We start from the raw sequence: 22,968 nt of genomic DNA on the forward strand, positions 1-22,968 counted from the left end.
AGGCTTTTTTTGTGGATACTAAGATGGGATGAGCACATTCTAAGGGTTAACCTCTATTATTCTATTTTAAATCTTTCAAGTCTAGTATCTTTAGCCACTTGCTTAATCGTAAACATTGATAATCCTGTTGCTTTATGCGTCGTAGCTTACTTGCCGCTTTTCTTCTGCTAAGCGTCTGGGTATGCCTGAGCTGTAAATCTTCCGAAAAAACTTCGGGAGAATCGAGCGTAGCCATTTCCTGGAAACTCCTTACTAATTTCCCGAAAGATACCACAGGCTTTCAGGCCCAGTTTGTCTTAACTAATAAAGGTGAAGAAACCTTAACCAATAAAGGATGGACGCTGTATTTTAGCATGTCGCCCCGAACGATTCTGGCTTCAACTACCCCCGTTCCCGGCACCGTCGAGCACATTAATGGCGACTGGTACAAACTCACGCCCACTGAAAGCTTTGAGTTAAAACCCGGAGCTTCCATAACTATTCCTTACGCGGGGACAATCCCCATCAATAAAATGATCGACGCTCCGGTCGGACTTTATTTTGTTTTTGGAGAAGGCGAAAACGAACGCATCGAAACGGTAACGGAATATACCCCAGAGCCGATGACGGAAAAAGAACAGATCCTTCGTGGTCCGAACGACCAGATGCCTTTGCCCACAGCGGCGTATCATTACCAGCAGAATTCAGCTTTATCTTTACTCTCTCCCGAGCAGTTACCCGCTCTAACGCCGATGCCCGTTCAGGTAACCAAAGGTCAGGGCAATGTGAGTCTGAGCAGCCAATGGCCCATTTATTACGCTAAAGAATTACAAAAAGAAGCTACTTTCCTCAATAACCGTCTGCAATCCTTAACGGGTACTTCCTTCCCACTGAAAGAAGCGACGACGGCTGCAAGCAAAGGAATTTTACTAAAGATTGCCCCCGTTACGGTAAATGGCGTTTCGAAAGAAGCTTATCAATTGAATGTGAGTAATGAAGGCATTACCATTACGGGTAATGATCCCGCTGGCGTATTTTATGGCGTTCAGAGCTTACTGGCTTTGGCTCCTGTCGCGGCTTATAACAAACCTGCGGCTTCGCTTACGTTACCCGCTCTGCAAATTCAGGATGCCCCACGTTTTGGCTTCCGCAGCGTTCATCTGGACGTTTCGCGTAACTTCCAAACCAAGGAAAGCGTCCTGCGAATGCTTGATTTATTAGCTTTCTATAAAATTAACAACCTGCTCTTCTACATTACTGAAGATGAAGGCTGGCGTTTGGAAATCAACGGATTACCTGAGCTTACCGAAGTGGGCTCACACCGCCAGCATGTGAAGAATATCAAGGATAATGCCTTACCTCCGGCTTATGGTTCTGGCCCAACCGCAAACGCCAAGGACACGTACGGAAGCGGTTACTATACCCGCAAAGATTTCATTGAAATTCTTCAATATGCGAATGATCGTCACATTCGTATTATTCCTGAAATAGGCTTTCCCGGGCACTCGCGGGCGGCTATTAAGTCGATGGAAGCTCGTTACGAGCGTTTCATGAAAGAAGGCAATAAAAAGGCGGCGGAAGAATTTCGTCTGATTGATCCTGATGATAAATCCGTATACAGCTCGGCTCAGGCGTATTCAGATAACGTGATTTGCGTAGTTCGTCCTTCGGCGGCTCATTTCTTTGAAACGGTGGTGAATGATGTCGTTAAAATATACGACGAAGCCGGTCTGAAACTCAACGCTCTGCACGTCGGTGGTGATGAAGTTCCGATGGGTGTCTGGACGAAATCTCCTCTGGTGGATGCTTTTCTGAAACAACACCCTGAAGTGAAAGGCCCCCGGTATCTACAGAGTTATTTCTTCGGTCAGATGTTACCCAAGCTGAAAAAGCATAATTTGGAAGTACACGGATGGGAAGAAATAGGCTTGAATGTGGACGCGAACGGTACATACGTAGCAAACCCCGAGTTTGCCGGGAAAGGGGTCATTCCTTACATCTGGAATAACGTCTTCGACCTGGATCTGGGGTACCGCATGGCAAATGGAGGTTACCCCATTGTGCTCTGTAACGTTACGAACCTGTACATGGATTTGGCTTACAACAATGACCCCGCCGAGCCCGGTCTGTACTGGGGCGGTTATGTGGGGCCTCGCAATGCCTGGACGTTCGCTCCTTACGATTATTTCAAAACGACGTATGTGAATTCGCTGGGTAAGCCTCTGGATTTTTCAGGCAAAGAGAAGCTTCAGAAACGTCAGAATATTTTAGGACTGGAAGCTCAGCTCTGGACGGAAACCGTTCGCGGTCGGGACATGATGGAGTATTACGTTTTACCCAAACTGATGGGTTTTGCAGAAACAGCCTGGTCAGCGGAACGGAAATGGGAAACCATTGAAAATAAAGCCCTCCGCGAGCAAGCTATTTCAGAAGGCTGGAATGTTTTTGCAAATAACCTGGCTCAACGCGAGTTACCTCGTCTGCGTTACCTGAACGGGGGCTATAACTACCGCGTTCCCACGCCCGGAGCAATTCTGGAAAAGGGTATGCTAAAAGCCAATACGGAATACCCAGGCCTGCAAATTCGCTATACCACAGACGGTTCCGAACCTACCGTACAATCGAGCTTATATTCAGCTCCGGTAGCCGTTAAAGGCCCCATAAAGTTGAAGTGTTTTGATACAACGGGGAAAGCCAGTCGTAGCGTTACGGTTCAGTAAGCTGATTTTATAAAGTAACAGCGGTTAGAGTCCTCCCTCTAACCGCTTTTTGTTAAGGAATAATAATTCGCTGGCTGGAAGTCTGATTCCCGACACTAGCTCGAAGCACATACATACCACTTTCCAGCATGGCCATGGGTGAAAGTAGGGTCTGTTCGCTGGTGAGTTGATCTACTTTCAAAGGAACGGGTTGCCCGGATTTTGAAAACAACTCGTAACTCATTTGTTGAATGGCTTGAACGTAAATGGCTTTAGCAGAAACGGCGGGATTACCCATCACCTGCCATTCAAATGTCGGCCTATTCCTTACAACAGATACCGTCCGACAGATGTATTGGGTTCCGTCTTCATCCACTTGCCGGAGCCGGTAATAACTTGTTCCGCTTAATGGATCTTCATCCACCGCTGAATACTCGTTCCGCTGCGTCGTCGTACCGGATGCCTCATAGGTTCCGATTACTTCAAAAAACTCGGCATCTTTACTCCGCTCTACTACGAAAGATTTAGCATTTTTCTCCTGACTGGTGGCCCAGTTCATTCTCACTTTAGTCCCAACAGGAGTGGCTTTGAAATACACTAATTCCACAGGCATTGGGCCCATGCTTCCCTTAATTTTCAGATTATCAAAAGTGACGGTGCCATTACTGTTGTTCCAGATGAACTTGAAATCAGTAGGCATAACGCCCGTGGATAATTCACTGGCTTCATCAAATTCCAGTGAGTTATCTACCCAGATGTCCATTTTATTAGCTTCCAGTGTGCCGACCCGGCCTTCGTCATCGTTGTAAGAGGTCGAAGCATTAGAGACGTTCATAATCCAGGTAACCGTTTTCGTACCCGAATAAGGGCCTTTGTTTACTGAACCGCCTTCCTGTACATGTAATTGAAAAGAGTTACCTAGGGTATTAAAGTGAAAACCTAAACGAGCAAAGACCGAAGCATTCGCGGGCAAGCTGCCGTTGTCATTGAGATTACCCACATAGAGGTAATTGTAGGGCGTTGTCGCGTTGGAAGTTTCAGTAATGTTGGCCGAAATCGTGAACTGAATGTAAAGAATCGTTGGCGTTTGAGTAAACAGATTGTCCGTTTTAGAGAACCGAACCTGACTTCCGGCGGCCTTATTAAGCGTTAACTTTTGCGAAGAAAGATCAATCGTGGAGGAGCCATTGGCAATGAGCTCCGTGAATTTATTGGGGCCACCGCCTTTGTAATCAGCAGCATTGGAAGAGCTACTAAAGTCCTGCTCAAAGTACGTAGTTACTTGAGCATAGGTTAGGTTTACCCCGCAGAGCAGAAGAAAGGAATAAAGATATTTCATAAATAAGGTTGGTTGTTTAACATTCAAACGTCCAACCTTATTCAGAAATTAACAAGTATATATACTTAGAAAGTAGCAAATGTTATTTAACGGTAGTGCCTAAGCTCTTGGCTTCGTTCCAATAGATGTCCATTTCAGCCAGCGTCATATCCTTCAGCACTTTACCATCTGCTTTAGCTTTTTCTTCCAGATACTGAAAGCGGGAAATGAACTTCTTGTTGGTGCGTTCCAGGGCTGTTTCGGGATTAATGTTAATGAAACGGGCGTAGTTCACTAGCGAAAATAGAACATCGCCAAATTCACCTTCCGCCTTTTCGCAATCATGCGAGGTTCCGGCTTTAAACTCGTCCTGAAACTCTTCCATTTCCTCCCGCACTTTTTCCCACACCTGTTCTTTTTCTTCCCAGTCGAAACCCGCTCCACGGGCTTTTTCCTGAATCCGCATGGCTTTCACCAAAGCGGGAAGAGAAGAAGGTACACCACCCAGCACAGATTTGTTACCTTCCTTAATTTTCAGTTGTTCCCAGTTTTGCTTTACCTGTTCTTCGGTGTCGGCCTGAGCATCTCCATAAATATGAGGGTGGCGGTGCACGAGCTTGTCACACAGGCTATTCATCACGTCAGTAATGTCGAAATTACCCGTTTCTGAGGCGATTTTAGCGTAAAATACCAGATGCAGTAAGACATCACCGAGCTCTTTCTTTATTTCGGGTAAATCTTTCTCCAGAATCGCGTCCGAAAGCTCGTAGGTTTCCTCGATAGTCAGGTGCCGGAGTGTATCCATCGTCTGCTTCCGATCCCAGGGACAATTCTCCCGAAGTTCATCCATGATCGTTAATACCCGATCAAAAGCCATAAGCTGCTGCTTACGACGACTCGATAACTCCTCAAAAACCCGAGGCTGCTGCGAAGCGTGAAGTTCTTTTTGCATGAATGGGAAGTGTTTTGAGTTTACAGTTTTCCGTTGTCAATTTTCAGGGTTAATAATGTTAACCCAAAACTGATAACGGAAAACTGACAACTGTAAACTATACTTATTCTGCCAGGAAGGGATAACGATAATCCGTAGCAGGGATAAAGCCTTCTTTAATGGTACGAGCGGATACCCAACGCAGCAGGTTTTGCATGGAACCCGCTTTGTCGTTCGTTCCCGAACCGCGAGCTCCACCAAAAGGTTGCTGACCTACTACGGCTCCCGTACACTTGTCGTTAATGTAGAAGTTACCAGCCGAGTTAACCAGCTTACGGGTAGCCAGATCAACGGCGTAACGATCCTGAGCAAATACGGCTCCGGTAAGAGCGTAAGGAGACGTGCGGTCAATGAGTGACAGCGTTTCCTCAAACTGGGCAGCTTCGTATAAATAAATCGTCAGAACAGGTCCGAAAATTTCCTGCTCCATTGTTTCTGAATGAGGATCGTTCGTCAGGATGATGGTAGGATCTATAAACCAGCCTTTTGAGTCATCATACGTTCCACCCCAGATAATTTCGTTCGCAGGATTTTCTTTAGCCCGATCAATAAAACCCGTGATTTTCTGGAAAGCACGCTGGTCAATCACTGCGTTTACAAAGTTGGAGAAGTCTTCTGTTCCACCCACCTTGAACGTTTCGAGCATAGCTTTCATTTCCGCCCAAACGGAGTCCCAGAGGCTTACCGGAATATATGCCCGTGAAGCAGCTGAGCATTTCTGGCCCTGAAATTCGAAAGCAGCCCGTAATAAATTAGCGGCATACGCTTTAACATCGGCTGATTCGTGAGCGATCATGAAATCCTTACCGCCTGTTTCACCCACAATGCGGGGATAGTAACGGTAGTTATCCATGTTCGAGCCAATGTTTTTCCAGATGCTTTTGAACACCGCCGTGCTACCCGTAAAGTGGATACCGGCAAATTCTGGATGACTAAATACTAAATCACCAATCATCGGACCATCGCCCTGAATCAGGTTAATTACGCCGGCGGGAACACCCGCTTCTTTCAGCACCTGCATCAATACGTAGGCTGAATACATTTGCGTGGGAGCAGGTTTCCAAACGACTACGTTACCCATCATCGCTGCCGATACGGGCAGGTTGCCTGAGATAGCCGTGAAGTTAAAGGGAGTTAAGGCGTATACGAAACCTTCCAGTGGACGATATTCTACCTTGTTCCAGATCGTCGCGTCGGGCGAAATGGGTTGATTGCGGTAAATTTCTGTTGCGAAGGCAACGTTGAAACGCAGGAAGTCTACCCACTCACAAGCCGCGTCGATTTCCGCCTGAAACGCGTTTTTCGACTGACCCAGCATGGTAGATGCGTTTAATAAATAGCGGTACTTAGTAGCGGAAAGCTCAGCCGCTTTCAGGAAAATAGACAAGCGATGTTCCCAGGATAATACCGACCAGGCATGACGGGCTTCGAGAGCCACCTCAATTGCCTCCGTTACGTGCTGAGGATCGCATTCGTAGAAATGACCCAACACGTGCTGATGATCGTGTGGAGACGTCATGGCTACTTTTTTATCCGTACGAATTTCCTGATTCCCAATGTAAAGAGGCATATCAATCTGCTTCGACCGTAGTTCAGCCAGCGTATCTTTCAGTTTCTGACGCTCGGGAGAACCGGGAGCATAGCCATAAATGGGTTCGTTTTTAGGAATCGGGACGTTATAAATTCCGTTGGACATAAGGATTTATAGATGAAGTTTATTTTAGAACTGGCGTTTGACAATTGATTATTAAATAAGTCTGATCTACACTACGTTAACCAACCCTTTATGCAGTCAAATAATTCAATATCTTTGCGAAGGTACGGCTTTTCTATGGAATCTGATGGGAAAGACCGGGCCCTTCCTTCCCCAAAAGTAGCACTCATACCTGCTGCTGATTCCCTCATAGGGAATTCCTTCAGGGTTCAGGCATAGTTTTCTAGTGTGTTAACCTTTATTATCAGCCATTTTGTCAGCAGAACCCCGATGGCAGGCTTTTGTACCGTAATAATATTTTAGCTTTAGCCCGAAAAATAAGCACAGCCATGACAGCCGACGAATATATCGCCGTCCGGCAATATACAGAGACCGAAAAGTACAACATCTTCGACGGAGAGCTTATGCCGCACATCCAGTCGATGTATAACTTTGCCTTTCGGTTAACTCAAGATGAGGACGACGCCAATGACCTGGTTCAGGATACCTATCTGAAAGCGTTTCGGTTCATTAACTCTTTTGAGCGAGGAACCAACGCAAAAGCCTGGCTTTTCCGGATCCTGAAAAACAGTTTTATTAACGATTATCGCCGCAAGTCAAAGGAGCCTAGTAAGGTTGACTACCAGGAGGTAGAAACCTATTATGATTCCGAAGAAATGGCTGGTACCAGCCAGACTACTGACTTACGAGCTGAAACTGTCCAGGAGTTATTGGGAGATGAAGTGACCAATGCCCTGAACGCATTACCCGTCGATTTCCGTACAGTACTGATCCTCTGCGATGTAGAAGGATTTACCTACGAGGAAATGGCGAAAATTCTGGATATTCCTATCGGCACGGTGCGTTCACGTTTGCACCGGGCTCGGATGTTACTCAAAGAAAAGCTGAAAACATATGCTTCGTCGATGGGTTATGACACGAGTGGAGAGTCGGAAGATGAAGATTCCTTATAAGTTGGAAACTTTTTAGCAGATTAATCTGCTATAGCATGGACTGCCCGCAAGCAGTCCTATTTTTCTGCTTACCAAAGAATCATCGTTTAGATTACTCTCCTTCAGTTTATTAAGAGAAAGAAATATAGTTTTAAAGAATTATCTGTAAATCAGGAACCAAAAAAGTGTAGTGTTGATTGTGGCCTAAGTTTTCCACGTTTACTAGGTGGTGTTTACGCCAACAAAAGCACCCGCTAATTATTTAGATGTTATCATGACTCCCATGACACCCGAATCCAGTTCATCTGCTGAAGCAGAGAAGGTGGTTAAGAAAGAGCACTGTGAGAATCACGCCGAATGCATGAAACTCATTCAGATGGTTTTGGACGGCGAAGCCGGTTCCGAGGAAATTGAACACGTTCGCCAGAATTTGGGCAAATGCTTACCCTGTTCCAACGGTTATAACCTCCAGAAAGCACTCAAGGAGGCCTTACAGTTTCGTGTCGAACACAAACCTGTCCCGCAAAATCTGGCTGATTGTATCAAGAGCAAAATACACGCCCTGGAAAAATAGACCCTTTACGGATAGACTACTTCTCTCACTTTTAAGAAGTTACGTTTTTTATACCTGATTTTAAATCATCTGATTTATTTTTGAGGCTACAATGACCTCGGGGTACGCTCCGAGGTTATTCATTAACAGACCTTAACTAATTCACTGGTTTGAACGGTAAAGCCATTATATTCTGTGCTCCTTCCGGTTCCGGAAAGACGACACTTGTCAAACATTTGCTGGCCTCCCAGCCCGATCAATTCGGCTTTTCTATCTCGGCCTGTACCCGCGACAAACGTGGCCGGGCCGAAGAACACGGAAAAGATTATTATTTCCTGAGCATTGACGAATTCAAACAGAAGATCGACGAAGATGCCTTCGCCGAATGGGAAGAAGTATATCCCGGCGGCTATTATGGCACGCTTAAATCGGAAATTGAACGCGTCTGGGCGGACGGAAAAGTGATTTTATTTGACGTAGACGTAAAAGGCGGACTGAAGCTGAAACAATACTTCGGCGATAGAGCTCTGTCGATTTTCGTGAAAGTACCCTCCATGGAAGTACTCGAACAACGCCTGCGTTCACGCGGTACCGAAACCGAAGACAGCATTTCCAAACGTCTCTATAAAGTGCGTTTCGAGATGTCCTTCCAGGATCAGTTTGACGTTATTTTAATAAACGACGATCTGGAAACCTCCACCACGGAAACTAATCGCCTGGTTTCGGAATTCATAGGAAAGTAGTTGATTGTTGCTAGGTAGTAGTTGTTTAGATTCCCTTTTCAACAACTATCAACAACCAACCTATAACTAAAAAATATGCGAATCGATTTTGATCAGATGCCTGACCATGCCCGGCTCTGGGTATATCAGGCCAACCGTACGCTCTCTGCCACCGAGCAGGAAGTGATTCAGAGTCAGTTACAGGCTTCTTTTGAAGAATGGGCCGCTCATGGTCAGCCTTTAACGAACGCCGTCACGGTTCTTCAGGGGAGATTTGTATTATTAGCGGTGGACGAAAAAGCTTACGCCGCCAGCGGTTGCTCGATTGATGCCTCTACAAGAATCATCGGTCAGATTGGTCAGCAGGCGGGCATTGACTTCTTTGATCGTTCCATTGTTTTCAAAACTGAAGACGGCATTGACTCGGTGGATGGTCTAAAAGGAAAGTCCGCCGTAAAAGCCGGAACGATTCAACACGACACGATTATTTTCAACAATCAGGTAAAAACCGTAGGCGAATTTCGTGCCAACTGGGAATTACCCGCCTCCGAAAGCTGGATGAAGCGATTCTTTGTTGGCGTAGTTAGTTAAGAGTTATTTGTTTTGAGTTTTGGGTTTCGAGTTGATAGAAAAGTTAATCCTCCACTACTGGCTTTTTCGCTGGTAGTCTTTGTTGGGTTTATTAAAAAAGAAGAAACTCCGAAGACTTTACATTCCTCGGAGTTTCTCTTTTTTTAATAACCAACAACTACTAACTAACGACTGAATCCTTATAATGCGTTTTTGGTAATTCACGTAGGCGTTTTGCACTTTGTTCGGGGGTAATGTCCCGCTGAGGATTTGCCAGCATTTCGTAACCTACCATAAATTTCTTTACCGTTGCCGAGCGTAATAAGGGCGGCAGAAATACAAAATGCCAGTGCCATTCGGGGTGAGCTTCACCATCTGTGGGAGCCTGATGAATACCAGCCGAATACGGGAAAGAAACTTCAAAGAGATTATCATAAAGAATCGTTAGCTCCCGATAAGCCTCTGCTAACCCATCGCGTTCAGCGTCGGTCATATCCAGAATCGAAGCCATTGCCCGACGAGGAATAATCATGGCTTCATAAGGCCAGACGGCCCAAAAGGGAATCAGGGCTACGAAGTGTTCATTTTCGAAAAGAATCCGCTCTTTTTTTACCAATTCCTTTTCCAGATAATCACTCAGCAACGTTCTGCCATACTTTTCAAAGTACTTCTTCTGATTAATCTGCTTACGATACGGTTCGTCAGGAATGCTGTATTGAGCCCAGATTTGACCGTGTGGGTGGGGATTTGAACAGCCCATGACAAAACCTTTGTTCTCAAAGATCTGAACGTGGTTAATCTCCGGCTTTGCTCCTAATTCTTCGTACTCCTGACACCAGGCATCTACGACCAGACGAATGTCTTCCGACGCCATTTCTGGAATGGTTAGGTCGTGACGAGGCGAAAAACAGATCACCTTACAAAGACCCGATTCACTCCGAGCCTGAAACAATTCCCCGTCCGAAACTTCCCCATAGGGTGTATCCTGAATCAGGGCTGAGAAATCATTCGTAAAGACGTATACATTCTTATAATCAGGGTTTTTCTCGCCATTCGAACGCGTATTGGTCGGGCATAGGTAACAGGTCGGGTCGTACTCAGGACGTTTGTCTTCGACCGATTTTTCCACCTGTCCCTGCCAGGGGCGTTTGGTACGGTGTGGCGAAACCAGCACCCAACTATCCGTTAAAGGATTATAACGACGATGTGGATGTTCATCAAACTGAAAATCACTCATGATAGAGTTTTGGGTTTAGAGTTAGGATGTTAAGCCTGTTCACTGGTTACTTCAATGCGGGAGGTACCTTTTTTGATGACTACTTTGTGAGTAACCAAATCCAGATTCAGACCCTCTTTATAAGCCTGGGTCATCTCGGTAATAAACTGATCTGCTTCTTCTTTCTTGACGAGGTTAATCGTACAGCCTCCGAAGCCGCCACCCATCATACGAGCACCTAATACCGAAGGATTATTCCGCGTTTGATCCACCAGAAAATCCAGTTCTTCACAACTCACGGCGTAATCGTGCTGAAGTCCGTCATGCGTTTCATACATTTTCTGACCGAATGCCTCCAGATCGTTCGCCTGCAAATCCTTACACGCTTCCACCACTCGTTGAATTTCACCAACCATATACTTACAGCGTTTGAAGGTGATGGGATCAAATTCCGCTTCGTGCTCCAGCAGCAATGCCATATCTACATCCCGAAGGCTTTGAATGCTGGGTTTATGAGCCTGTAAAATGGCTACCCCCCGCTCGCACTCCTGCCGACGGGTATTATATTCCGATGTTCCGAGGGAGTGTTTCACACCGGTATCGCATAAAACCAGTACGTGCTCTTCCTGCGTGAAAGGGAAGTACTCGTATTCCAGAGAACGACAATCCAACCGAATTACGGAGTCGGTTTCTCCCATTAAGGAAGCAAACATATCCATAATCCCACAGTTCAGCCCTACAAACTGATTTTCAGCTCGCTGGCATAACTGCACCAGGGTCATTTTAGGAATCCCCAGCTTGAAGATTTCATTCAGGGCGAAAGCCAGTCCAGCCTCCAGAGCAGCCGAGGACGATACCCCTGCTCCTACCGGAATATTTCCCCCAAAGACCAGATCAAATCCGTTTATCTCATACCCTAGCTTCTGAATCTGATCAATAACACCCTTCAGGTAATACGTCCACTTCTCGTCGGATTTTGTTAGGTTATCCGTCGTAAATGTCTCTTCCCGGTTAAGGTTATAGGCTATGGTTCGGCAAGTTTGATCGGGTCGGGGGCTAATCGCAAAAATCATTTCACGGTCAATGGCGGCGGGTAACACGAAACCCATGTTATAATCCGTGTGTTCGCCAATGAGGTTAATACGTCCCGGAGAACGTACCAGTAAAGCAGGTTCAGAACCAAAAGAATTTTTAAACGTTTCTAGTATCGCCGTCAGAAGAGAGTTCATGCGGATCGTTTGTGATTAGATTTTGCGAATTACTAGTTTCAAAAGAACAAGCTTTTTAGCAGATTTGGAGGAGCTTCAAGGCTTAATTCTTTGCTAACGGAACCTAGTTTGCCCAGCCTGAGGCATTGCAAAGGATTGCACAAGTATTTTATTTTGTGGACTGACAGTGGAAAAGATGCCTAAACACCAAGCGACCATCAAGGAAATTGCCCAACAGTTAGGCGTATCCATATCAACGGTCTCGCGAGCCCTTCAAAATAATCCCCGAATCGGGCTACGTACCCGCGAACGCGTTTGGGAACTAGCCAAGCAATTGCATTACCGACCCAATCCGGCAGCACTGGTACTTAAGAAAAAACAGACGCACACCATTGGCGTGGTATTACCTTTTTTAAAGGAAGAATTTTTCTCGACGGCCATTACCGCCATCGAAGATGCTTTGCAGGGATATAATGTAGTGATTTCGCAATCGAGAGATAGCCTGGAGCGGGAAAAGGGAGCCCTAACTACTTTCCTGAGCAGCCGGGTTGATGGCGTTATTGCTTCCATTTCAGCTGAAACGCATCATTACCTGCATTTTAAAGAATTGGAAAACTTTGGGATACCAGTCGTGTTTTTTGACCGCGTGCCTCGAAATGTACCAGCTCATAAAATCCGTAGTAACATTACACAAGCGGCGAAGGAGATGGTGGATTTTCTGGCTCATAAAGGACTGGAACGCATTGCCTTACTCAACGGCCCACCCCAACTGGAAGTAGCCGAAGAGCGGCAGCGGGGTTACTTACAGGCCATGAAGGAACGAAACCTGCCCATTCTGCCTCAGCTCATTTGCTCTTCGGATTTATCCAGAGAAGATACGCAGACGAAAGTTCATTACCTGCTCAGTCACGACCCCAAGCCGCAGGCCATTATTACGTTTAACGATTACGTTTCCCTGCACGCCATTGAAAAGGCTCGGGCTGAAGGTATCATTCCCAATCAGGAAGTTTACTTTGCTAGTTTTGCCAATCTACCGATGATGGAATACGTTCATTTTCCGCCCATTGCCTCAGTCGAGCAGTTTGCCTACACCATGGGACAAAAAGCAGCCGAATTATTACTCCAGCTCATTCAGAATCCGGGTGATACGCCTTATCAGGAAATTTGGGTGAAAACGGAATTGGTGGTCCGGGAGTCGGGCGTTTGATTTTTAAGTTTGCCAATGTTGATCGGATATAAAACTTTGAAAGTTTCTTTCCGACTAGCCATTACCTAGTTTCATTCTTTAATTCATTATTTACTCTATTTCATCAATGGCTGAAAGCTTGTTTGTTCCTGAGAATTCTTCTCGCAAAGAGATTTACGATAGCCTGATTCCGCAAATTGAAGCCCTAGTTAGCGGGGAAGACGATTTCATTGCGAACCTTTCCAACATTGCTGCGGCTCTCAAACAAACTTTTAATTTTTTCTGGGTAGGTTTTTACCTACGAAAAAACAACCAATTGGTTCTCGGCCCTTTCCAGGGATCCATTGCCTGTACTCGCATTGATTTCGACAAAGGCGTTTGCGGGCATGCCTATACAACCCAGCAAACGGTTCTCGTACCTGACGTTGACGCTTTTCCAGGCCACATCGCCTGTGCCTCAGAATCACGCTCAGAGATTGTATTACCTGCGTTTGATGTAAATCAGGAGGTCTTTTTAGTACTGGATGTGGACAGCAATAAGCTCGATGATTTCCACGAAGAGGACCGCGAAGGGCTCGAAAAATTGATGCGGATTATTGAAAAACTCGCCCGAACGAATTACTAGTTTTCCGTTTGCAAGGGTTTAGCGTTTTGTGTTTAGGGTTTAGAGTTGGACAGCGAAAACTCTAATACAAGGTAGCAAGACGTTTTGATATGCAGCCCCTAACCCCAGAGTGGTTGAATATGAATAGTTCCGGTCTGGATGGACCTAGGCTGGATAGCCCCGGATGCTAATCCGGGGTTTTCGTCCGATTATTCCGCAACAGAGGCGTTTTTTGTTACCCCTACAATTCTTCAAATCTCTACTCCCCTGGCTGGTGAGGACACAGCCATTACCAAAGGCGTAGTGGTTGGTGAGGACACCAACCAGGGCGGAGAAATGAAAGAGGTAACCCCATCGGGGTTCAATATGGATAGCCCTGGGTGACAACCCGGGGATTTAGTTTATCTTCAATCTCCCAACTAGACGTAATGAATCGCGTCTCACTCCCCCTGGCTGGTGTCCTCACCAGCCATTACTAAAGACCTAGTGGTTGGTGAAGACACCAACCAGGGAGAAAAATAATACCCTAAGACAGGATATTATCTTAGTCCAAAATTAGCTTCCGTAAGTCAGCGAGGTTATAAATCGCCCAGCAGAAAATTACCGCCCAGAAAACGGCGAACACCAGCATCCAACTCATAATTCGAAGGGGCGAAGCTTTAAACGATACGGCCAATAAAGTTCCTCCAATGGGCGTAAATAGCAGGGGCGTCAGGCAGGCAATGCCGGCTATACCGAACTTGCGGTAAATCGTAACGGCCCGCCGCGATGATTTCGTAAAACGCTTCCGGGGCGTCTTTCTGATTTGCTCCCAGCCAAATCGAATGATTCGCCCTAAGAAAGTAAAAATAATAACGCTGAGCATCATTCCCCCAACCGTGCAGAGAATGGTCTCCGTCAGGGTTAGATTCAACGCCAACCCCGCCAGCGGCCCACCGACAAACTTGAGCATCGAGGCCAGAATAACGGGAATGTATACACTAAAACTCTCCATGATTTTACAGCTTCTCTCCAAAGGCCAGGTCGCCGGCATCGCCCAGGCCGGGAATGATGTAATAATTATGATTCAGTCGCTCGTCCACGTCCCCTACCCACAAACGACATTCGGGCATTCGGGTCTGTACGTGCTTGATTCCTTCCGGCGAGGCAATTACGGCAGCAATGTGTGTGCGGGCCGGAATACCGTACCGGAGTAATGAGCGATACGACGTTTCCAGTGACTTACCCGTAGCCAGCATGGGATCAACCAGAATAAGCGTCTTACCCGTAATGTCAGGACAGGAAATATATTCCAGCTCCACCGTAAAATCTTCCCCTTCGGTATGATTCCCCCGATAAGCTCCAATAAAGGCATTTTCAGCCCGATCAAAGGCATTTAAAAAGCCCTGATGAAAAGGTAGACTCGCCCGAAGTACAGCCGCCAGAACGGGCTGTTGGGTTAATAAAAAGGTTTTTGTTTGTCCTAGAGGCGTTTGTACCGTAGTTTTCGAGTACGTAAGCGTCTTGGAAATTTCGTAAGCCAATAGCTCACCTAAACGTTCGAGATTCCGCCGAAAACGTAAGGGATCTTTTTGAATGTGAACATCACGCAATTCAGCAATGAAATGATTGGCGATGGAAGATTGCTCGGTCAGGACAAACATGTAAAAATGAATTTCAGAATCTCTTCGTAATTTGCACGGCCTTACGGCTCTTTACAAAGTAAGCAATAAAACGTCAAACCCACAGGGTTCGCGTCTTTCGCCTATGGCAAGATTTATCTTATTCCTTAGTATTTTCGGATTTCAGGCAGTAACCTTGTTTGGACAAAGCGTATTTGCCCCCCTGAATGCCGATTATTACCACCTTGTGGATCGGTATGAAATCAAGAGCGGAAAAAACGCCCCTGGTTATCAGAGTACGGTGAAGCCCTACCTCCGAAAGTACATTATTCAATTGCTCGACACCCTTAGTGCGGATCAATATCGATTACTTTCCGAAGCCGATAAATTTAATATTCAGTATTTGAGGGAAGATAGCTGGGAATGGTCTCAGGCTTCTGGCACGGCCACCAGTGATAAGCCCTTTCTCAAACATCTGTATGAGAAGAAAAATGACCTTTACAGTATTGTTAACGACGACGTAGAGCTGCACGTAAATCCCGTTTTTTACGGGCTGGTGGGCGGCGGTCAGGATGTCTACAAGTATTCGTATATTAATACACGGGGGATTGAAATACGCGGTTCCGTTGGTAATAAGCTGGGTTTCTACACCTATTTTACGGAAAACCAGATGCGTCTTCCAGGGTATTTTCAGGAACGTATCCAGAATTTTAATTCCGTCCCCAGCGAAGCTGCCTGGAAGATTTTCCGCAGCAATAACACCGCTCAGTTTCCCTACGAAACCAGTAGCGACTTCTTTACCGCCCGGGGTTATATCACATTCGATCCTATTAAGCAGATTAATCTGCAATTTGGGCACGACAAAGTTTTTATAGGAAATGGGTTCCGCTCCATGATTCTTTCTGATAATAGCGGGCCTTATCTATTCCTCAAACTTTCCACAAAAATTGGTCCCTTCCAATACATTAATCTTTTCAGTGAACTCAATAATCAACAGGATACTTTATTAACCTACGGCACGCTGCCCGCCAAAAAATTCATGGCCATGCACCACTTGGGGCTTAATATTGGCAAGCATCTGAACATTGGCCTTTTTGAAACCATTATTCATAGCCGTGACCGAACGCAGGGTTACTTTGATTTAGGATACCTCAATCCCGTTATTTTCTACCGAGCCATTGAAGCTCAGAAATACAGTGCGGATAACTCTCTGCTGGGTTTAGATGCCCGCTATAACTTCCTGAAACAGTTTCAGATTTACGGACAGCTCAACTTAGATGAATTTAACCTTCAAAAGCTTCGGCAACAGAAAGGTTGGTGGGGTAATAAAATCGGGTATCAGATTGGAGCCAAATACATTGATGCCTTCGACATAGAAAACCTTGACGTGCAGATTGAACTCAACGGAGCTCGGCCTTATACTTACCAACACGTATCGGATCGGACGAACTATGTTAATTCCAACCAGTCGCTGGCTCACCCTTTTGGAGGTAACTTCCGGGAGTTTGTCTCCACGATTCGTTACCAGCCTCTGCCCCGTCTAAACCTTACCGGAATCTTCGTTGGAGCTCATTATGGACTGGATTTGATAGGGAGGAATTACGGAGGTAATCCTCTGTTAAGCTACAATAACCGTCCTGCCGACCGCGAATTTGGTAACTTCATTGGACAGGGAGTGGGGACGAATCTTCTATACGGAGAGCTTGTTGCGAGTTACCAGCTTCGTCATAATGTTTTCCTGGATTTTCGGCAAATTTACCGTAAACAGAATTCCATTCTTGACCAGTTTGATCGTCAGACGGTATTTTCCTCTTTCTCCGTCCGAATTAATACGGCTCAACGTTTGCTGACGTTCTGACATTCTATTACTTTTGAAAAGCTATTAGAATTGTAAAAATACTTAATCTGGCCGCCATCATGATTAATATCTATCTAGTCCACCCTTGCCGGACTTTTTTTAGACCCAATCATTATTCCGGGCAGACCATCCGCATGAATCACTCTCATTGGTAAAATGAAAGGAGAATACCGTTGTGCGGACGTATTGATTTACTAACAGTCTAGACAACCTATACGTATAGGTCATTGCGTATTGCGTTTAGACTGTATGATTACCCCCTATTAGTTACTACGTACCCCCCATTGCTCTATTTATTCATACCATACCTTCCTTTAATTAATAACTTAAGTTAGAAAATTAAACCCATTACCAGTAGCTAAATGAGTAATAAAAAGAGTGCAATTGAGGGTGGGAAATGGATTACCATTTCAACCGTAGTTTCTACTGTTTTTCAATTTTTACAGGTAACCATTCTGGCTCGGGTGTTAGACCCGGCTGTTTTTGGTGTGGTTAGTGTTAGCACCTTAATTATTAATCTCTTCTATATTTTCAGTAATTTAGGTTTCTCCAATTCTATTATCTACAAGCAGGAGTCTGACCGTAAAGTATTATCCAGTCTTTACTTTGTAGGCTTAATTTTAGGCTTTGTTATTTTCCTGATTGTTTACTTTAGTTCACCTTTAATTGTTGCCTATTATAAAGAGCCTAAGCTTGACCGAGTCATTAAACTGGCTTCTTTATATTTTTTAATCATATACTTCGGCCAAATCTATTTATTCCTTTTACAGAAAGAATTAAAGTTCCGATCTATTGCCATTATGGAAATCGTCGGAGCATTAACGGGCACTACTGTGGCTATTACCCTGGCCTATAATGGTTTTGAGGAACTTTCGTTGATTTATGGGCAACTGGCTATGCACATTTTACGAACAGCTCTACAAATCATCTATGGAATGAATCTTTTTAAACCCCAGCTATACCTGAGTTTTTCATCTATTAAAGAACACTTAAAGTTCGGCATATACAACGTAGGAGACGGACTATTAGGCTTTGTTCAGGGTAATTCAGATAACATTATTGTTGGAGGTTTATTAGGCGTCAAGGCTTTAGGCTTTTATACCATTGCTTATCAATTAGCGGTATTCCCCATTACTAAACTCAATCCCATCATTCTTCAGGTAGCCTACCCTATTCTGGCAAAAATGAAAGACGATGCGGAAGAACTAAAAAAATCATATCTACAGATTCTAGATATGGTTAGTTATTTCAATATTCCATTGCTAGTGGGATTATATATCACTGCCGACAGTGTAGTGCCTTTGTTGTACGGTTCCGGCTGGGAAGAAACCATTCCGCTTATTCGTATTTTCGTTTTCGTAAGCATTTTCTTCTGCTTGTCTCACCCTTTATTTACACTGGCTTTTACGAAAGGTAAACCTAACCTTCTGTTCTATATTAACCTGGCTACCCTTATTGTCAAAGTCCCGCTGCTGTATCTATTAGGTAATAAATGGCAGGTAACCGGTATAGCTTTTGCCTTTCTAATTAGTACCATCATTAACCTAATCATAAATTTCTACGTAGTTCATTACCTCATTGGAAATTTCTTTGGCAGTTTCCTTAAAAATATCGCTAAACCACTCAGCTTTGGGCTACTTATGGTGGGAGCTATTAGTTTATATAAATACTTTGTTGGTTCGGAAGGGGTTATTCATACAGTCATTGAAATAATCATTGGAGGGGGTATCTATCTGTTACTAACTTTCAAATATAAAATGTCACTTAAAGAGATACTTGCGTATCGAAAATCTGCCTAAGTATTTCATAGCTGTCCGCCATCTTTATTGAAAATTTATGAAATACAGATTCTCCGTTCTTGATATTTTCAGGGGGTTGTTTGCCAGTTTTGTGGTTCTGTTCCACATGGCATTTTTTACCAATACACCTGTTATTAATAACCCTATCGTCGAGAACTCCGACGTATTTGTTGATTTCTTTTTTGTACTAAGTGGCTTTGTCATTACCTACCGGTATCAGTTAATGGCGACAACGGAGGAGTTCGGAACGTTTATGAAAAAGCGTTTTTTCAGGATCTACCCTCTGCATTTTGTCATGCTCTTTGTCACCTTACTTATGGAGCTGGACAAAGAATATATGTCCCATTACATCCATGTGAATAAGCTTGATAATCCGAATAATAACGTACTTACCTTTTTCACTTCCTTATTTCTGGTCAATTCCATTAAACTATTTAACATCAGTGATGTTAGCTGGAATATCCCCAGTTGGTCTATCAGTGCAGAGGTTATTTCTTATATCGTGTTTGGTTTAGTAATGATTACCATAGCCCGGTTAAGCCTCCAGCGGTACAAGTCCATTATTTATTTGTTGACAGCTTTAGTTGCCTTGGGCCTGCTGGCTTTAATTACCAGAAGTTTCCAGATCAATTATTCTTTTAATTATGGCTTTTTAAGAGGGTTGATTGGCTTTTTTACCGGAGCTTTCTGTTACATGATATTTAGTAAAACGGTATCGAGCTTATCGCATATTAATCCATTACTATTCACTTTTGCGGAAATAATTATTGTTTTTGCCATATTCATTAGTATCTACTGGGGAGAAACTTTAAAGTACTATGGCTTTGTGTATGAGATTATATTTTTATTAGCTATTTATATTTTTTCCTTTGAAAAAGGCAAGTTATCCAGTATCTTAAATTCATCTACGCTGTTACATCGTGTAGGTACCTATAGTTACTCTATTTATTTAACTCATGCTGTACTATTGAGTATTTTCAATATCGTATTTATTCGAATTCTTAAATTTTCTCCTGAAGATTATAGCTACCTCTTTATTCTTAATCTCATTCTCATCTACTATTGTTCTCAATGGACCTATAAGAATATTGAAATTAAGTTTAAAGATGGGTTTTCGGTCTTCAAGACTGCCAAATCTAGTTTATAATACGAGTTTTAAATCGTTATTAGATGAAAGACGCATCACTACGACAATTTAAGGATGTTACTTTATTAGTAACGCACTACAACCGAAGCCGTTCGCTTGCCAATCTTTTACAAGGTTTTCAGGATCTTAAATGTAGCTTTGGTGATATTGTCGTTTCGGATGATGGTAGTAAGCCTGAACATCAGGAAGTACTCCAGGAATTAAGCAAGCAATATTCCTTTCGGCTCATTACTACACCCAAAAACAGAGGTTTAGCTAATAATATTAATAAAGGACAGGATGAGGTTAAAACTCCTTTTACGCTCTATGTACAAGAGGATTTTGTTGCCAAGCCTGCTTTCGTTGAGCATTTTCCTGATGCACTGGAATTCATGCGGGAAGATCCCGAACTAGATATTGTTCGCCTGTATGCGTATTTTCCCTACCCCTATATGCTGCCCTTTAAAAAGGGCTTTTCAAAAATGATTTTTAGACCTGAGCTTTGGCATGACGATCATTTAAAGTTCTATTATTACAGTGATCACCCTCACTTAAGACGTAGTAATTTTTTTGAAAAATTTGGTCGATATCAGGAAGGAACGAATAGTGATGCTGCTGAGTTTTCAATGTGTTTATCGTTTTTAAAACATCGGGCAAAAGGATTGTTTTATAACGATTTCACTAGCATTTTTGACCAGGTCAACACTTCCTCGGAACCCAGCACCGCTACATTTCGGTCGGACTGGAAACAACGTCCGAACCCATTCATCTTAGCCTTACGCTGGGGTTATCTAAAGTATCGTTTTCTTAAAAATACACTTCAGTTAATGAGGTTTAAATAAGCACCACATTTTCCTCAGGAGGTCATGGAATATTCTTTTTCAGATGTTACTTTATTGGTGACACATTACAATAGAAGTCATTCTTTAGAGCACTTATTGAATTCTTTTCAAAAGTTGCAGGTCAGCTTTGGGGGTATTGTCATTTCAGACGACGGGAGTAAGCCAGAGCACCTCTCAAAACTTCGTCAGTTACAAAAAGAATTTGCATTTGACCTTATCACCACTGAGAAAAATAAAGGCTTAGGCAATAACATTAACAAGGGACAAGATGCCGTCAAAACGCCCTATACCTTGTACGTGCAGGAGGATTTTGAACCTACTGATAAATTTCCGGATCGTTTTGCGGACGCTCTCCGCTTCATGAATCAGGATGACGCGTTAGACATCGTTCGGTTTTACGCCTACATTCCTTATCCATACATGCGTCCCAAGGGGCAGGGTTTTTCAGAAATGATATTTCCCGCCTGGGCTACCAACTATAAGAAAATCTACTATTACAGCGATCATCCCCATTTGCGACGTAGTAATTTCTTGGAGAAGTTTGGCCGTTACCCGGAAGGTATGAAAGGAGATAAAACGGAATATGAAATGTGTATTTCATTTCTAAAAAACAAGGGTAAAGGTCTATTTTACAATGACTTTCAGTCTCTATTTATTCAGAAAAATTCGGAAGCCGAGCCCAGTACCATGACCCGAAGCTCCATTAGCCAAAGTGAGAATCCTGTCATTAGCCTCGTTCGGGACATTTATCGTCAGTTAAAGTATAATTACGACATTTACATTCGGTAGGGTCCTTGATTATTATCCACCTAAATCAATACTAGCGACCCACTTACTTTTGAGTTAGCTATGAACTTTGTGATCATTGCCCGGCAGCCCTGGGAGGAAAAAAATATGGGAAGTAACATTCGGGATATGGCCAGGGCCTTGGCTCCTAAGCACCGTGTTCTGTTTGTAAACCAGCCTCTTGACTGGGCTGCCTTGTACCGCAGTGATGGTCGCCTTCAGGAACGTAAACAATTTACTGGCCAAAATGGAGGCAAAGCCCTCACAGAAGTAGAGCCTAATCTTTGGGTTTGGTCCCCTACGTGCGTTCTGGGCTCCTTCAACTGGTTACCCGATAATGCCATTTATGACTTTTTTAATCGCTGGAACAGTAAAAAATTAGCCACAGGTATTCGTAAGGTCCTCGCTGATTTGAAATGGGATTCGTTTGTTCTGCTCAATGATAACGATATGATTCAGGGTTTTTACCTGAAAGAATTCCTGGAGCCCGATTCTTACGTGTATTACCTGCGGGATAATTTTCTGGCCGTGAATTACTGGAAAAAGCATGGAGAGCGACTCGAGCCGGCTTTAATGAGTAAAGTGGATATAGTGGCAAGTAATTCGGGTTACTTGGCCAATCAGGCTTCCCAGTACAATCCGCATTCGGTATACATTGGTCAGGGGTGCGATTTAGAGTTGTTTAACCCCAACGAGGTCACTGCAACTCCCACAGACCTGGCCCGTATTCCTCAGCCTCGCATTGGCTATGCAGGAGCTTTGACTAGTCTTCGTCTGGATGGAGCCCTCCTTGAAACGATTGCCCGGGAGCGTCCCAACTGGCAGATTGTGCTCATTGGTTCACCCGATGATTCATTTCCCCGAGCTCAACTTGAAGCTCTGGATAACATCACCTTTTTAGGGTCAAAACCTCCACATGAAATTCCGGCGTATCTGGCTCACATGGATGTTTTAATTAATCCTCAGGTTTTCAACGAAGTCACAATTGGGAACTATCCTCGTAAAATCGACGAATACCTAGCGATGGGTAAACCCGTGGTAGCGGTGCAAACAGAAACCATGGAACTCTTTAAAGAACACGTCTTTTTAGCTAACTCCCCTCAAACGTTCATTAGCTGTATTGAGCAGGCTTTGTCAGGTCAACACTTATCAACGGCTTCGGAACGTATCGCCTTTGCTCTGGATCATACCTGGGAAAATTCTCTTCAGTTAATGATTGACGCTATCCATCAATTTAAAACTGCTTCTGCCCAATAGTCTCATC

Annotated in this window: 21 protein-coding genes; 14 read left to right on the top strand and 7 right to left on the bottom strand. The window is 44.1% G+C overall.

Going from position 1 to position 22,968, the window contains the following annotated elements; all coding sequences use genetic code 11:
* Positions 1-134: 134 nt before the first annotated feature.
* A complete protein-coding gene (locus tag QE357_RS00290; RefSeq protein WP_309704889.1) occupies positions 135-2,699 on the top strand; it encodes a family 20 glycosylhydrolase in 2,565 nt (854 codons plus the stop codon).
* Between the two features lie 52 nt (positions 2,700-2,751).
* On the opposite strand, the gene QE357_RS00295 is transcribed toward QE357_RS00290, so the two are convergent.
* The 3 genes from QE357_RS00295 to pruA all read right to left on the bottom strand — a co-directional run bounded on the left by QE357_RS00295 (position 2,752) and on the right by pruA (position 6,683).
* Positions 2,752-4,017, bottom strand: a complete 1,266-nt coding sequence (locus tag QE357_RS00295) for a T9SS type A sorting domain-containing protein (RefSeq protein ID WP_309704891.1) — start codon at positions 4,015-4,017, stop codon at positions 2,752-2,754.
* Between the two features lie 82 nt (positions 4,018-4,099).
* On the bottom strand, positions 4,100-4,948 hold the full coding sequence (mazG, locus tag QE357_RS00300; protein WP_232793760.1) for a nucleoside triphosphate pyrophosphohydrolase: 849 nt from the start codon (positions 4,946-4,948) through the stop codon (positions 4,100-4,102).
* 103 nt (positions 4,949-5,051) lie between these two features.
* Complete coding sequence (pruA, locus tag QE357_RS00305) at positions 5,052-6,683, bottom strand: L-glutamate gamma-semialdehyde dehydrogenase (protein WP_106637468.1); 1,632 nt, start codon at positions 6,681-6,683, stop codon at positions 5,052-5,054.
* Between the two features lie 347 nt (positions 6,684-7,030).
* Between pruA and QE357_RS00310 the strand changes: the two genes are divergently transcribed.
* The 4 genes from QE357_RS00310 to QE357_RS00325 all read left to right on the top strand — a co-directional run bounded on the left by QE357_RS00310 (position 7,031) and on the right by QE357_RS00325 (position 9,499).
* Complete coding sequence (locus QE357_RS00310; protein WP_106637467.1) at positions 7,031-7,654, top strand: sigma-70 family RNA polymerase sigma factor; 624 nt, start codon at positions 7,031-7,033, stop codon at positions 7,652-7,654.
* 262 nt (positions 7,655-7,916) lie between these two features.
* Positions 7,917-8,207: a phosphohydrolase gene (locus QE357_RS00315; protein ID WP_309704895.1), complete on the top strand. Its 291-nt coding sequence runs from the start codon at positions 7,917-7,919 to the stop codon at positions 8,205-8,207.
* 149 nt (positions 8,208-8,356) lie between these two features.
* Positions 8,357-8,929 carry a guanylate kinase gene (gmk, locus tag QE357_RS00320; protein WP_106637465.1) on the top strand — a complete coding sequence of 191 codons (573 nt, stop codon included), beginning with the start codon at positions 8,357-8,359 and terminating at the stop codon, positions 8,927-8,929.
* Between the two features lie 75 nt (positions 8,930-9,004).
* Complete coding sequence (locus tag QE357_RS00325; protein ID WP_106637464.1) at positions 9,005-9,499, top strand: hypothetical protein; 495 nt, start codon at positions 9,005-9,007, stop codon at positions 9,497-9,499.
* 160 nt (positions 9,500-9,659) lie between these two features.
* Here QE357_RS00325 and QE357_RS00330 read toward each other — a convergent pair whose 3' ends face one another.
* On the bottom strand, positions 9,660-10,715 hold the full coding sequence (locus tag QE357_RS00330; protein ID WP_309704900.1) for a UDP-glucose--hexose-1-phosphate uridylyltransferase: 1,056 nt from the start codon (positions 10,713-10,715) through the stop codon (positions 9,660-9,662).
* 29 nt (positions 10,716-10,744) lie between these two features.
* A complete protein-coding gene (locus QE357_RS00335; protein ID WP_309704902.1) occupies positions 10,745-11,923 on the bottom strand; it encodes a galactokinase in 1,179 nt (392 codons plus the stop codon).
* Between the two features lie 175 nt (positions 11,924-12,098).
* Here QE357_RS00335 and QE357_RS00340 point away from each other — a divergent pair, with 175 nt between their 5' ends.
* The 3 genes from QE357_RS00340 (at position 12,099) to QE357_RS00350 (ending at position 14,076) form a co-directional block, all read left to right on the top strand.
* The gene (locus tag QE357_RS00340; RefSeq protein ID WP_106637462.1) at positions 12,099-13,109 is read left to right on the top strand and encodes a LacI family DNA-binding transcriptional regulator; all 1,011 of its coding nucleotides are present in this window, start codon (positions 12,099-12,101) and stop codon (positions 13,107-13,109) included.
* A 106-nt stretch (positions 13,110-13,215) separates the two neighbouring features.
* On the top strand, positions 13,216-13,713 hold the full coding sequence (locus QE357_RS00345) for a GAF domain-containing protein (protein ID WP_106637461.1): 498 nt from the start codon (positions 13,216-13,218) through the stop codon (positions 13,711-13,713).
* 138 nt (positions 13,714-13,851) lie between these two features.
* Positions 13,852-14,076, top strand: a complete 225-nt coding sequence (locus tag QE357_RS00350; RefSeq protein ID WP_106637460.1) for a hypothetical protein — start codon at positions 13,852-13,854, stop codon at positions 14,074-14,076.
* A 160-nt stretch (positions 14,077-14,236) separates the two neighbouring features.
* On the opposite strand, the gene QE357_RS00355 is transcribed toward QE357_RS00350, so the two are convergent.
* Complete coding sequence (locus QE357_RS00355; RefSeq protein ID WP_106637459.1) at positions 14,237-14,686, bottom strand: hypothetical protein; 450 nt, start codon at positions 14,684-14,686, stop codon at positions 14,237-14,239.
* A 4-nt stretch (positions 14,687-14,690) separates the two neighbouring features.
* Entirely contained in the window at positions 14,691-15,335 is a 645-nt protein-coding gene (upp, locus tag QE357_RS00360) for a uracil phosphoribosyltransferase (RefSeq protein ID WP_106637458.1), read from the bottom strand.
* Between the two features lie 103 nt (positions 15,336-15,438).
* On the opposite strand from upp, the gene QE357_RS00365 reads away from it, so the two are divergent.
* The 6 genes from QE357_RS00365 to QE357_RS00390 all read left to right on the top strand — a co-directional run bounded on the left by QE357_RS00365 (position 15,439) and on the right by QE357_RS00390 (position 22,961).
* Positions 15,439-17,151: a capsule assembly Wzi family protein gene (locus tag QE357_RS00365; RefSeq protein ID WP_106637457.1), complete on the top strand. Its 1,713-nt coding sequence runs from the start codon at positions 15,439-15,441 to the stop codon at positions 17,149-17,151.
* Positions 17,152-17,513: 362 nt separating this feature from the next.
* On the top strand, positions 17,514-18,950 hold the full coding sequence (locus tag QE357_RS00370; protein WP_106637456.1) for an MOP flippase family protein: 1,437 nt from the start codon (positions 17,514-17,516) through the stop codon (positions 18,948-18,950).
* A gap of 37 nt (positions 18,951-18,987) precedes the next feature.
* Positions 18,988-20,097, top strand: a complete 1,110-nt coding sequence (locus tag QE357_RS00375) for an acyltransferase (protein ID WP_309704908.1) — start codon at positions 18,988-18,990, stop codon at positions 20,095-20,097.
* A 23-nt stretch (positions 20,098-20,120) separates the two neighbouring features.
* Complete coding sequence (locus QE357_RS00380; protein ID WP_106637454.1) at positions 20,121-20,918, top strand: glycosyltransferase; 798 nt, start codon at positions 20,121-20,123, stop codon at positions 20,916-20,918.
* A gap of 24 nt (positions 20,919-20,942) precedes the next feature.
* Positions 20,943-21,707: a glycosyltransferase gene (locus QE357_RS00385; RefSeq protein WP_106637453.1), complete on the top strand. Its 765-nt coding sequence runs from the start codon at positions 20,943-20,945 to the stop codon at positions 21,705-21,707.
* 60 nt (positions 21,708-21,767) lie between these two features.
* A complete protein-coding gene (locus tag QE357_RS00390; protein ID WP_106637452.1) occupies positions 21,768-22,961 on the top strand; it encodes a glycosyltransferase in 1,194 nt (397 codons plus the stop codon).
* Positions 22,962-22,968 lie beyond the last annotated feature (7 nt).

This window comes from Siphonobacter sp. SORGH_AS_0500 (assembly GCF_031453245.1).
GTDB lineage: Bacteria > Bacteroidota > Bacteroidia > Cytophagales > Spirosomataceae > Siphonobacter.

Bases quoted from the DNA above. Each gene is read 5' to 3' on its own strand.
- QE357_RS00310 (WP_106637467.1), top strand. From the start codon at position 7,031: ATGACAGCCGACGAATATATCGCCGTCCGGCAATATACAGAGACCGAA.
- QE357_RS00335 (WP_309704902.1), bottom strand. From the start codon at position 11,923: ATGAACTCTCTTCTGACGGCGATACTAGAAACGTTTAAAAATTCTTTT.
- QE357_RS00390 (WP_106637452.1), top strand. From the start codon at position 21,768: ATGAACTTTGTGATCATTGCCCGGCAGCCCTGGGAGGAAAAAAATATG.
- upp (WP_106637458.1), bottom strand. From the start codon at position 15,335: ATGTTTGTCCTGACCGAGCAATCTTCCATCGCCAATCATTTCATTGCT.
- QE357_RS00290 (WP_309704889.1), top strand. From the start codon at position 135: ATGCGTCGTAGCTTACTTGCCGCTTTTCTTCTGCTAAGCGTCTGGGTA.
- QE357_RS00350 (WP_106637460.1), top strand. From the start codon at position 13,852: ATGGACCTAGGCTGGATAGCCCCGGATGCTAATCCGGGGTTTTCGTCC.
- QE357_RS00365 (WP_106637457.1), top strand. From the start codon at position 15,439: ATGGCAAGATTTATCTTATTCCTTAGTATTTTCGGATTTCAGGCAGTA.
- QE357_RS00375 (WP_309704908.1), top strand. From the start codon at position 18,988: ATGAAATACAGATTCTCCGTTCTTGATATTTTCAGGGGGTTGTTTGCC.
- QE357_RS00345 (WP_106637461.1), top strand. From the start codon at position 13,216: ATGGCTGAAAGCTTGTTTGTTCCTGAGAATTCTTCTCGCAAAGAGATT.
- QE357_RS00385 (WP_106637453.1), top strand. From the start codon at position 20,943: ATGGAATATTCTTTTTCAGATGTTACTTTATTGGTGACACATTACAAT.
- QE357_RS00355 (WP_106637459.1), bottom strand. From the start codon at position 14,686: ATGGAGAGTTTTAGTGTATACATTCCCGTTATTCTGGCCTCGATGCTC.
- QE357_RS00295 (WP_309704891.1), bottom strand. From the start codon at position 4,017: ATGAAATATCTTTATTCCTTTCTTCTGCTCTGCGGGGTAAACCTAACC.
- QE357_RS00315 (WP_309704895.1), top strand. From the start codon at position 7,917: ATGACACCCGAATCCAGTTCATCTGCTGAAGCAGAGAAGGTGGTTAAG.
- QE357_RS00325 (WP_106637464.1), top strand. From the start codon at position 9,005: ATGCGAATCGATTTTGATCAGATGCCTGACCATGCCCGGCTCTGGGTA.
- mazG (WP_232793760.1), bottom strand. From the start codon at position 4,948: ATGCAAAAAGAACTTCACGCTTCGCAGCAGCCTCGGGTTTTTGAGGAG.
- QE357_RS00370 (WP_106637456.1), top strand. From the start codon at position 17,514: ATGAGTAATAAAAAGAGTGCAATTGAGGGTGGGAAATGGATTACCATT.
- pruA (WP_106637468.1), bottom strand. From the start codon at position 6,683: ATGTCCAACGGAATTTATAACGTCCCGATTCCTAAAAACGAACCCATT.
- QE357_RS00340 (WP_106637462.1), top strand. From the start codon at position 12,099: ATGCCTAAACACCAAGCGACCATCAAGGAAATTGCCCAACAGTTAGGC.
- QE357_RS00330 (WP_309704900.1), bottom strand. From the start codon at position 10,715: ATGAGTGATTTTCAGTTTGATGAACATCCACATCGTCGTTATAATCCT.
- QE357_RS00380 (WP_106637454.1), top strand. From the start codon at position 20,121: ATGAAAGACGCATCACTACGACAATTTAAGGATGTTACTTTATTAGTA.